The organism is Tissierella praeacuta (assembly GCF_040396155.1).
GTDB lineage: Bacteria > Bacillota > Clostridia > Tissierellales > Tissierellaceae > Tissierella > Tissierella praeacuta_A.
Genome location: NZ_JBEBOY010000004.1, coordinates 28,871 through 40,344 on the forward strand (window position 1 = coordinate 28,871; position 11,474 = coordinate 40,344).

Genomic DNA, 11,474 nt, shown 5'->3' on the forward strand with positions numbered 1-11,474 from the left:
TTAATTTACTTAGCGTTTTTTAATAGTTCCTGATAAATGCCCACTACTTCTAATATGAATATCTGTATCCACATTTACCTTTAACTCTTTAAATATTTCATCCCAATTATCTTCAACATCTTTCCATACTTTGGGCATTTCTTCTTTTACTATTTGTCCGAACCCAAATATATCTAATTCAAAATCATTTTGTACATTGCTTATTACTCGTAGGACATTATTTTTTAAAGATTTTTCAGCATTAAGTTTAATATGTTGAATGACATTTTCATTTAGTGCATCTATTGAGCTACTTGATTCTTCTATAGACACTTCCGCTGAAATTTTAATATTCATAGAAAGTTTACCATTAGAAATAACTGGAGTAACTTTAGTTCTATTTTTATATATTTCTAATGTTACTTTCTCTTTAGGATCTTCATTATCTAAATTAGTAACAAGAAGTCCTTCTTTAATTTTATCTCTTGTAAAGAGATAATATTTAACATCTTCTAAGCTTATATATCCAGCTAACTTATCTTTATTTAAAACAGCTCCTCCAGATAGGACCATAGTTGGCTCATTTTCATTAATTACAATTTTGATAGTAGGTATTACAGGATTGATTCCCTTTGCTGCAAGTTGATTATTCAGTTCATAAATTTGAATATTAGGAATTTTGGCTAATTTATTATTTGAAATAATCATTTCTTGGATTTCAAAGGAACGTATTTCTGTAGTTAAACTTTGTGAGCTTAATATATCTCTTGCATTTTGAGCTTCCGAAACTAATATATATGTGGAAAGTCTAGGTTCAGAATTTCTTGTTACCCAATCTAATATAGGTAAGATACCTTCTTTGGCTATGTCTTCACTAACTATAATTATAGAGGAATGACTCCAAAATAATTGTTTAGCAGAAACATTAATTATATTCCTCATAGAATCAAAAATACTTGCTCCCCTGGATTCTATTCTTGTTGAATTAAATTTTGGTTCTCTCATAGATGAGGATACATTAATTACTTCTGCAGTTACTTCGTAGCCCTCATTTGAACTTGGTTTATCTACGGCTACTCCTGAAACAATGGCTAGTTTATCAATTTCCCTATAATTCCAGCATCCTGTAAGAAGGATGGAGATTATAATTAGAGTCAATATAAATATAAAGGACTTATTCACGGTTCTTACCTCCAGAGGAACGAATAGGATTTTTCTTTGCAATATGTTTCGGCCTATATTTCATATACCATCGAGGAGCTCTAACTCCTGTATCCTTCAGATCTTGCAGAGTAAAAGTAGCTAAGTTTGTCATATAGGGTATGCCAAAGGATTTAAGTTTTAACAAATGAAGAAGTAAAAATGACATTCCTATAACATATCCATATAAACCAAGTATGGAAGAAAGCAGAATTAATCCTATTTTAATAATTATAGTGGCGCCACCAAGTGTAGGAGTTATAAGGCTGGTAATACCAGACATACCCACAACAATAACAATAGGGGCGCTGACAAACTTTGCATCTACAGCTGCAGAACCAAGAACCAAAGCACCTACAATACTTAAAGCCTGACCAATATAAGAAGGCATACGTGTTCCTGCCTCTCTAAGTATTTCAAATACAAGTAATAACCCAATAAGTTCAAAGACAGTAGGCAATGGAACATCTAATCTAGAGGCATAAATACTCATAATAAGAGGAGTAGGTACCATTTCCTGATTATAAGTAACTAAAGATAGATATATTGCTGGTATACTTATAGTTAAGAAAAAACCTATTATACGAAGTATCCTATTTAAAGAAGCATAGTAGTAGTTTAAATAATAGTCATCAGCAGATTGAAAAGTCTCAATAAAAAGAAAAGGTAAGGTTATTGCCACAGGAGTACCGTCTATAATGACAACTATCCTTCCCTCTAAAAGTTTAGCTACAGCTACATCAGGCTTTTCTGTAGTATAAGTAATTTCAAATACGGAGTAGGGTTCTTTACTTATATATTCTTGAATGTACTTTGCATCTAAAATTCCATCGGTTTTAATATTATTAAGTTGTTCATATAAATTATTTAAGACATCTTCTCTTGCCAATCCTTCGATATAGCATACACAAAGCTTTGTATATGTTATTTCTCCTAGGTCCATAAATTTAAACTTTAAGTTATTAGTTCTAAGTTTTCTTCTAATTAAAGATAGATTAATTATAATGGATTCATTAAATCCTTCCCTTGGACCACGAACTACTCTTTCTACATCTGGTTCTTGAATATCTCTGGTTTTCCATCCCTTACTTTCAATAGTAATTACTTCATCTGAGCCTTCTAGAAAAAGTACTGTATCTCCATCTATAATAGAGTTTATAATATCTAATACGTTATTAGTTTTTTCACATTCAGATGAAAGAATGATCTGGCTTTGCAAATAATCTATAGGAGATTTTTCTAAACATTCCATAGTATTTATGGTAATAGGTTTAATTATATTTTCAGTTATAAGATAGTTATCAGCCATTCCATTAATAAACACTATTAAACATTTAATATCTTGATTATATTGATTTTGAAATCTTCTAAATTTAATAGTATCATCATTTTTAAAGATATCTTTTATTAGCTTTATGTTATCTTCTATGGAAGAGGATAATTTATATCTTTTAAGATTATTCATATTTACTACACCCTCATTAATAAAAATATTAATATTAGTTTTACCAAAAAAAGAGTAACTATGCTATAAGTAGTGAGAATAATAATGATTTAATGTAGATAAAATATAGCTAATATAATAGGAAGAGATATTATTAGTTTTGAGTTTATTTAATAACCCTAAGAATGAAAGAACTAAACGATTCTTAGAAAGATCTATGAGAAATTAGGACTACCTGTATTAGTGTCTGAGAACTTGTAACCTATAATATCAATTTGAATATAATATATTGAGTTATAATTCAATTTGAGGAGGTTAGACTATGGAAATTAATCAAACATGTCCTACAGGCTCTACAGCATATATAATTAAAGCTGGAGATACGTTCTTCGCAATAGCTAGAACATATGGAATATCTTTAGATGCTTTAATAGCTGCTAATCCTGGAGTAGACCCAAATAGATTATTTATTGGTCAAGTAATTTGTGTGCCAACTGCTGCACCAGTACCACCAATTTCTAGTTGTCCTACATTAAATATAGGAAGTAGGGGATCATCTGTAGCAGAGCTTCAACAGCTTTTAAGAAATGCAGGATTTGATCCAGGAGCTATTGATGGCATCTTTGGAACTAGAACACAATCTGCTGTTATAGCTTTTCAAAGAAGTAGAAATCTTGTACCAGATGGAATAGTAGGTAGATTGACATGGACTGCACTTGGTGTAAGTTGTACTCCAATAGCCACTTGCCCAGCAGGAACATTTGCTTATACAGTTAGAGCAGGAGATACATTTTTTATTTTAGCACAAAGATTTAATACTACAGTAGATGCGATTCAACGTGCTAATCCAACTGTAAATCCAAATAGTCTTCAAATAGGTCAAATAATTTGTATACCATAATTAAAAAAAATTTAATGAATATAAGATAGGGATATGCTCAAAATATAGTCAGGAGCATAGCCCTATGCTATTTTATTCCAATTTTAAAACTATCTAAATAATTGACATATTTTTTTATATAAGATAAACTAATAAGATAGAATATAATTGAAAGACGTAAGTTTGAGGAGGTTTTGTTAAAGTGTCCACTAAGTATATTTTTGTTACAGGTGGAGTAGTTTCATCCTTAGGTAAAGGTATTACAGCAGCTAGTTTAGGCCAGCTTTTAAAGAGCAGAGGACTTAAGGTTACTATTCAAAAATTTGATCCATATATAAATGTTGACCCAGGAACTATGAGTCCTTATCAACATGGTGAAGTATTTGTTACAGATGATGGTGCAGAGACGGATTTAGATTTAGGTCATTACGAGAGATTTATTGATGTAAATCTAAGCAAATATAGTTCTGTGACTTCTGGTAAGATTTATTGGTCAGTACTTAATAAAGAAAGAAAAGGGGAGTATGACGGTAGAACTGTACAGGTAATTCCTCATATTACTAATGAAATCAAAGAAAGAATCATAAGAGCATCTAAGGAAAGAGACGTAGATATTGTAATAACTGAAATAGGTGGAACTGTAGGGGATATCGAATCTTTACCTTTCTTAGAGGCTATTAGACAGATAAAATATGATGTAGGTAGAGAAAATGTAATGTATCTTCATGTAACTTTAGTGCCTTTCTTATCTAAGGCAGGGGAGTTAAAGACTAAACCTACACAACATAGTGTGAAGGAGCTTAGAGGCCTTGGTATTCAACCAGATGTACTTATTTGCAGGACAGAAGTTCCTATTGCAGAAGATGTTAAAGAAAAGATTGCATTATTCTGTGATTTAGACCCATCAGAAGTTATTGAAAATATAGATGCTTCTACTATTTATGAAATTCCTTTAATGCTAGAAAGAGAAGGACTTCCTCAATTGGTTATAGATCATCTTAATCTAAAATGTGGAGAACTTGATTTATCTGAATGGAATGAAATTGTGGAAAGGATAAATAATCCACAGGGTAAAGTAAAAATTGCTTTAGTAGGTAAATATGTTGAGCTGAAGGATGCATATATATCTGTATCAGAAGCGTTAAATCATGGAGCCATAGCTAATAATGTGGAAGTTGAGATTAACTGGATACATGCAGAAAAAATAGATGAAAGCAATTATAAAGAAATTTTATCCGATGCAGATGGTATTTTAGTACCTGGCGGATTTGGAGATAGGGGAGTAGAAGGTAAGATTGTAGCTATTAAATATGCTAGAGAAAATAATATTCCTTATTTAGGAATATGTCTAGGTATGCAATTGGCAGTTGTAGAATTTGCTAGAAATGTGGCAAATCTTAAAGATGCTCATAGTTCTGAACTTAATCCACAAACTTCATATCCTGTAATAGATTTAATGCCAGAGCAAAAGGATATAGATACTCTTGGTGGTACTATGAGATTAGGGTTATATCCTTGCAAGATAAAAGAAGGAACAAAAGCATTAGAAATATATAATGATGAAATCATATATGAGAGACATAGACATAGATATGAGTTTAATAATGAATATAGGGATAAGCTAGAGGAAGAAGGACTTATTATATCTGGATTATCTCCTGATGAAAGATTAGTTGAGATGATTGAATTAAAGGATCACCCTTGGTTCATAGCAGTTCAATATCATCCAGAACTAAAATCTAGACCTACAAAAGCTCATCCATTATTTAGAGAATTTATAAAAGCAACAATAAAGAATAGTTAGTAGTGGACAATTCATAGGGAATAGTTCAAGGATTCTAAACTTTATTTAAAGCTATTCAATCTTCACTAAAAAAAGGGGGGTATATATGAAAAATTATGAGAACTTGAAAAGAGGAGTTACTACAGCTCTAGTTTCAGCAATACTGGTATCATCTATACCAAGCTATGGTGCAGCGCCTAGATTTAAGGATGTACCTACTACTTATTGGGGATACACTTATATTGAGGATATGGCAAGCCGAGGGTATATAAAAGGCATTGGAGATGGAAGTAAATTTGCTCCAGATGGAAGCCTGAATTTTGATGCAGCAATGAGTTTATTAGCAAGATTATCTAATCCTACATCCACAGAAAGGGCAAATGCGTCTTATGCCTATAGTGCTTTATTAAATGAACTTAAGATAGATGATTGGGCTAAAGAGGGACTAGCTGTTTGTCTATATAAAAATATAATTACAGAACAAGAATTGAGAAATGTTCATAAAAAGGGACAAATTAAAAAAACAATCAATAAAGTTAATACCTGTGAATATTTAGTTAAAGCCATGGGGCTAGATGATGTTGCAAAGAATAAACAGATTGTATCATTGACATACAAGGATGTAATGAGCATGTCTGCTATGCAGAGTAAGTATGTATCTGTTTTAATTGATGCAGGAGTTTTGGATCCTAAAGGTGCAGGAGATGGAACGTTTAAGCCAAACTCTACTTTAACTAGAGCTGTAATGGCTAAGATGATGTCTACAGCTGATGAGTTTATAAAAAAGAATGGAACTACTTCTCCAACTAATCCAACGAATCCAGATAATTCAAAGACTGAGATAGATGTTGTTAGTGGAAAAGTTGTTAATACTTATAGCGAGTCAAGTAAAAGATTTTTAACAATTGAAAATTCTCGTGGAAGTGAAACTACTTATGAGATAATGAGCAGTACTACAATAGTTGTAGATGGAAAGCAAACTAATTATTCTGATTTATCAGAAGGACAAGAAATAGAATTGAAGTTGAAGAAGGATACTAAGAATCTTATTTCTGTTAATGCTACATCACAGGACGAATATATTTCAGGTAAGATTAAATATATAAATACTCTTACATCTAAGATAACTATAGAATATACAGAGGGAAAGAAGACTTTATATAAGGAATTTAGCATAGATAAAAATGCAGATATATATTTAAATGGCAAATCTGTATATTTGAATAATCTAAATGAAAAAGATCTAATTGACGTAAAAATTAAAAAAGGTTTAATATATGATATTGAGTCCCAAAGTAAGGATATGGAAATAAAAGGCACTATAAAGGATATAACTCCTGTGAAGGATAGTAAAGATGATGAATATTATATTACAATATTGGATTCTAAGGATAAATCATACAAGTTTTTAATTAATAGAAAGACTGATATCACTAGAAATAGAAAATCTGCAGATGCGGAAGATTTAAAGGTAAAAGATGAGGTTTATATTGAAGCGGAGTATGATATAGCTAAGGAAATAGAAGCTACAGTTGATAAGAAGGATATAAAGGGAATTATATTAGGAATGGAAACTAAGCTTCAAGAGCCTACTAAGATAACTATATTGAATCAAAAAACTAAAAAAGAAGAAAAGTATTCCTTAGGAAAAGTTGCACATATAAAGGTAGATAGATCAGTGGCTACTTCCTATGATTTAAAGGCTGGTTTCTCTGTGGAAATAGTCGTTGAAGGCGATGAGATAATCGAAATAGAAGCAGATTCTATAGGGGTATCAGCTACTATGGTTGGAAGAGTATTAGGTGTTAATTCAAGAAAGAAAACTTTAGATTTGGAAATAACCGACTTTAGTTTAGATAGTTCAAAATTTGGAGAAGAAATAACAGTTTACTCAGAGGATGTTGTTGTTCTAGATGAAAGAGGGAATAAACTAGATTTTAGTCATCTTTATAAAGGGGATATTATTAATATAATCGGAAGTTATGACGGTTCTACTTTCATTGCAAAGACAATTATTTTATTAAGATAAAAAATAAGTATCATTTTGGGAAAACCAAAATGATACTTATTTTCTTTTATTCTGTTTTTATAGCTTCTAATGCTGATAAATTCATTGCACGCCTAGCAGGGAAATACCCTGATGCAATTCCTATACAAGCTGAGAATGCCATGGCTGCAAATGCTAACCATATTGGTATAATAGATATTTTAGTGGCACCATAGGCCCCTATGGCTTCACCGAATTGAGGGCTAAACTTATTTATAATAAACGATATTAAATAGGAAAAGCCTGCTCCGAATATTCCGCCTGTAAGCCCAATAAGTGCTGATTCAAATAGGAAAAGTCTTTTTATATCCTTAAGTGATGCACCTATTACTTTCATAACACCAATTTCTTTAGTTCTTTCATATATACTCATGACCATGGTGTTAGTAATCCCTATAGCTGCTACTAAAAGGGATACGGCTCCTATGCCTCCTAGTACTGCTTGGATTACAGCAGCTTGTTTTTTCATAGATTCTAATTCATCATTTAAGCTGTAGGCTTCATGTCCCATATCTTTTATCTTATTTTGCACTTCTTGAACATTTTTCATATCATTAACTTTGATAGTTACCTGGTCATATCCTTTTCCTTTTGATTTACCTGGTTGTGGCTTTGTGCCTTCAGCTTTTTCTCTATCCTTTATCATTTTCTGGACCTCTGCAATAGGCATAAATATTCCATAATTGGTGTCCCAATCCCCTGGAGTTAAAATACCTATAGATTTTATTTTATATTCCTTATAGTTTACTTTTTTTCTTCCGGAAGGTTGAGACCAACCATAGTCTGGATCAAGAGTTAAGGTCATTCTATCTTTCATAATATTTATTTTAGGTTCTCGCCATACTCTAGACTTTGGGTCATAGAAACTATCTGGCATATCACTACCAAATACTACAGAAAGTTCATCAGATTTATTTAATAGTCTACCTTCTGATACTTCATATCCAAAGGCTTCCATAGAATCTGGATCAATTCCTTTAATGGGTACTTGAGATATATATTTACCATTAATCACAGTACCATAGCTTTGAAGTATAGGACTTACTGCTACAACATTTTGTAATCCTTTAAAGGAAGCTATAGCATTGTCATCTAATGCCACTTCTTTTTTTCCGTGCTGAGGTTCTCCTCCCCATCCCTTACGGACAGTTATTGTAGTTAAGCTACCCCATTGAGCTACTTGATCTTCAAAGGATTTACTCATTCCAAAACCCAGGCTTAGCATTACTATAATAGAGCTGGCACCTATGATTACTCCAAGAACTGTAAGAAATGTTCTTAGTTTTCTTCTCCACAGATTTTTAATTCCCATTCTAAATAAATCTATATTACTCATCTAATGCCATTTCCTTTTTCTTTTTCTTCTTTTTATAGTAGAAGAAACCACCTGTGCCAGCTCCTATAATTGTTATAGAACCCCATAACCATTTGGATTTTATGAATTTTTTAAACCCTCTGGCTTCGTCCATAGGAGGCATATCATCAGGATTTTCCTCCATTGGTGGCATCTCCATTACATTTAATTCGAATTCTTTTCTCAACTCTTGGGTTTGACCTGTGGAGTCTTCGTAGGTAAATAGTACTGCTCCTTTTAACTCTCCTGGCTCAGACGGTATTACCATACCTTCAAAATAATCACTTCCGCCACTTTCAAAATTACCAATATAATAACTTCCGCTTTCTGTTTGGAAATCTCCTTCTAATTTAACCATTGTATTATATAAAGTGACCTTACCAGTGTTGTAGAATTCCAAAGATACAGGAAATGGTTGTCCTACTATTGCCTCAGGATAAAGTTGTAATTCTGCGGTTTCAAGTCTTGATTGCTGAACTACAGGAACACCGATTAACTCAACATCTTTTAATTCAGTACCTTCAGTATCTTCATATTCAAAATTAGCTGTTATAGTATGAGTCTTAGCAATAGCATCTGGTATAGTATACATTTTTATTTTCTTTTCTACTCTGCCCTTAGGTTTTATAGAGTCAATATAAAATGTATTTGAACTATCTACTGGAGTAAATGCAGAACTGCCAGCACTATCATTATCAGTTTTAGAACCAGCTTCTGCTGTTAAAAATATTTTTATATTTTTAACAGTTTTTTTACTAGAAGTATTGTAGAAGGAAAGAGTCATATCAAAGTTTTCGCCAGCCCTAACTAATTGGGGTTCAAAGCTATATTTATCGATTATTAACTTAGGCTTTCCCTTAGTGGCTTCATCTTTATCAGGTGCTTCTACAAATATTCCTATAAGTTGGGCAATAGTATCTTCTTTGCCCAATTCATCTGTATATTTTACTGTGATTTCAATAGGATAGTTTTTAGTTTCAGCAGCCTTTGTAGTAAAAAACTTGAATTCTAATTCTTCTATAGCTTCTGGTGCTAGAGAATCTAGTTTTACTATACTTACTGATTTTGGAACTAATCCAGTTTGATCTGTACTTTTTGCTTCTACTATAATCTCCTCTGCATCTACTTGACCTTGATTTCTAATATTAAATTTAACATCTACTTCTTTATTTTGTAGGAGAGTACCTATAGGATAGACTAAATTTTCTATTATTAAATTAGATGAGCGATTATTATTTGATGCAATAGTTATAAAGAAACTACTTTCATCTTTTATAACCTGGTTTTTTATATCTTTATATGATAAACTTAAACTTATCTTATAGCTTCCTGATTTTAAGGTCTTCAAGGATTTTAATTCAAAATATAAATAATATTTTTTATCTGCATTTAAAGAAGGAATTACCTTATAGTTTACTCCATTATTTAAAACAAAGCTTTCATCAGATAAACCGTCTAAAGTTACCTTTATATCCTTAGCAAGACCTGAACCTATATTTTCAATATCAAAACCTACTGCTATAATATCTCCAGCGTTAACTACTGTACCAGGAATTACATTTACCTTATCAACTACTAATAATGGAGCTATGGCTTTATTTGTAACCCTTATATTAATAGTTTGAGTTATTGAATCCATCTTATCTCCATCTTGATTATAGTAGACAATATTTAATAATAATTCATGATTACCTTCATCAGCTTTTTCATCTACCCTTACTTTAAAGGATAGAGAGTTTGATTTGCCGTCTTTAATTTTAGGAATATCGTCATAAGCACGACCATCAACATAAACATCTGATGATTTACTACTGAGCGTACCTGAGATATTCTCTGCATAATAATCACTGGTGTTTTTCAACTCAATGGATACAGAAACTTTTTCTCCAGCCTCTGCCAAATACACATTTGAAGATGTAATTGTAAGATTTGGATTTTCAATAGGATCATCCTTTTTAGTGCTATTGTTATCGGCAAATCCTCTAGTGGGTATCTGCAATATAACTAAGAATACTGCTAAAAAAATGCTTAAAAACTTTTTCATCTAACTTACTGCCCCCTTACTATGTTTTCGTTTTCTATTATTTTTTCTATACGGCCATCCCTTAGATATACTACTCTATGGGCATAATCTGAGATTTCTATATCATGGGTAACTATAATCAAAGTTTGGTTAAAATCGTAGGCCATGCCAGTGATCAGATTCATAATTTCGATTGTAGTTCTTGTATCTAGATTTCCCGTTGGCTCATCAGCAAATACTATTTGAGGTTTGCCAACAAAAGCCCTTGCAATACTTACTCTTTGTTGTTGCCCTCCACTCATTTCAGATGGCTTGTGATGCAATCTTTTTTCCAATCCTACATCTATTAACATTTGTTTTGCTTGCTTTTCCCTTTGTGCCTTAGGAACTCCCTGAAAGGTTAGACCTAAGCATACATTTTCTAGTGCTGAAAGAGTAGGAATTAGGTTATAGGACTGAAACACGAAACCTACATATTTTTGTCGAAATTTAGTTACATCTTTTTCATTCATTTTATGTATAGGGTAATTGCCTATGATGATTTCTCCTTTTGTGGGTTTTTCTAGGCCAGCCATCATATTTAATAATGTAGATTTTCCAGAGCCAGATGTACCAAGTAAACATATAAACTCTTCTTTTCGAATAGATAAGCTGACATCATCAAGGGCAACTATTTTCTCATCTCCCATTCTATATACCTTTCTTAGATTCTTCAATACTATTAAGTCCTTCAAAAATAGCTCACTCCCATGTGTAATTAGTCT

8 protein-coding genes are annotated in these 11,474 nt (G+C 31.9%); 3 read left to right on the plus strand and 5 right to left on the minus strand.

The window, feature by feature from the left end; genetic code table 11:
- Positions 1–9: 9 nt before the first annotated feature.
- Together ABWP20_RS03140 and ABWP20_RS03145 are read right to left on the minus strand one after the other, a co-directional pair.
- Positions 10–1,161 (minus strand): Ger(x)C family spore germination protein, encoded by a 1,152-nt coding sequence (locus ABWP20_RS03140; protein WP_353093652.1) that lies wholly within the window; start codon positions 1,159–1,161, stop codon positions 10–12.
- Positions 1,154–2,644, minus strand: a complete 1,491-nt coding sequence (locus ABWP20_RS03145; protein ID WP_353093654.1) for a spore germination protein — start codon at positions 2,642–2,644, stop codon at positions 1,154–1,156. The genes ABWP20_RS03140 and ABWP20_RS03145 overlap by 8 nt, the downstream gene beginning before the upstream one ends.
- Before the next feature lie 301 nt (positions 2,645–2,945).
- On the opposite strand from ABWP20_RS03145, the gene ABWP20_RS03150 reads away from it, so the two are divergent.
- The 3 genes from ABWP20_RS03150 (at position 2,946) to ABWP20_RS03160 (ending at position 7,315) form a co-directional block, all read left to right on the plus strand.
- A complete protein-coding gene (locus tag ABWP20_RS03150; RefSeq protein ID WP_353093656.1) occupies positions 2,946–3,524 on the plus strand; it encodes a LysM peptidoglycan-binding domain-containing protein in 579 nt (192 codons plus the stop codon).
- Between the two features lie 181 nt (positions 3,525–3,705).
- Complete coding sequence (gene pyrG, locus ABWP20_RS03155) at positions 3,706–5,307, plus strand: CTP synthase (protein ID WP_353093658.1); 1,602 nt, start codon at positions 3,706–3,708, stop codon at positions 5,305–5,307.
- An 85-nt stretch (positions 5,308–5,392) separates the two neighbouring features.
- Positions 5,393–7,315, plus strand: coding sequence for an S-layer homology domain-containing protein (locus tag ABWP20_RS03160; RefSeq protein WP_353093660.1), 1,923 nt, complete (start codon positions 5,393–5,395; stop codon positions 7,313–7,315).
- Positions 7,316–7,361: 46 nt separating this feature from the next.
- Here the strand turns inward: ABWP20_RS03160 and ABWP20_RS03165 are convergent, their stop codons facing one another.
- From ABWP20_RS03165 to ABWP20_RS03175, 3 genes are read right to left on the minus strand one after another with little or no spacing between them, the layout of a single operon-like run.
- Positions 7,362–8,669 (minus strand): ABC transporter permease, encoded by a 1,308-nt coding sequence (locus ABWP20_RS03165; RefSeq protein ID WP_353093662.1) that lies wholly within the window; start codon positions 8,667–8,669, stop codon positions 7,362–7,364.
- Complete coding sequence (locus ABWP20_RS03170; RefSeq protein WP_353093664.1) at positions 8,662–10,731, minus strand: COG1361 S-layer family protein; 2,070 nt, start codon at positions 10,729–10,731, stop codon at positions 8,662–8,664. Before ABWP20_RS03170 ends, ABWP20_RS03165 begins: the two co-directional genes overlap by 8 nt.
- A gap of 5 nt (positions 10,732–10,736) precedes the next feature.
- On the minus strand, positions 10,737–11,444 hold the full coding sequence (locus tag ABWP20_RS03175; RefSeq protein ID WP_353093666.1) for an ABC transporter ATP-binding protein: 708 nt from the start codon (positions 11,442–11,444) through the stop codon (positions 10,737–10,739).
- Positions 11,445–11,474 lie beyond the last annotated feature (30 nt).

Excerpts from the sequence above, each read along its gene's own strand:
- ABWP20_RS03165 (WP_353093662.1), bottom strand. The coding sequence starts at position 8,669 with ATGAGTAATATAGATTTATTTAGAATGGGAATTAAAAATCTGTGGAGA.
- ABWP20_RS03150 (WP_353093656.1), top strand. The coding sequence starts at position 2,946 with ATGGAAATTAATCAAACATGTCCTACAGGCTCTACAGCATATATAATT.
- ABWP20_RS03170 (WP_353093664.1), bottom strand. The coding sequence starts at position 10,731 with ATGAAAAAGTTTTTAAGCATTTTTTTAGCAGTATTCTTAGTTATATTG.
- ABWP20_RS03145 (WP_353093654.1), bottom strand. The coding sequence starts at position 2,644 with ATGAATAATCTTAAAAGATATAAATTATCCTCTTCCATAGAAGATAAC.
- ABWP20_RS03160 (WP_353093660.1), top strand. The coding sequence starts at position 5,393 with ATGAAAAATTATGAGAACTTGAAAAGAGGAGTTACTACAGCTCTAGTT.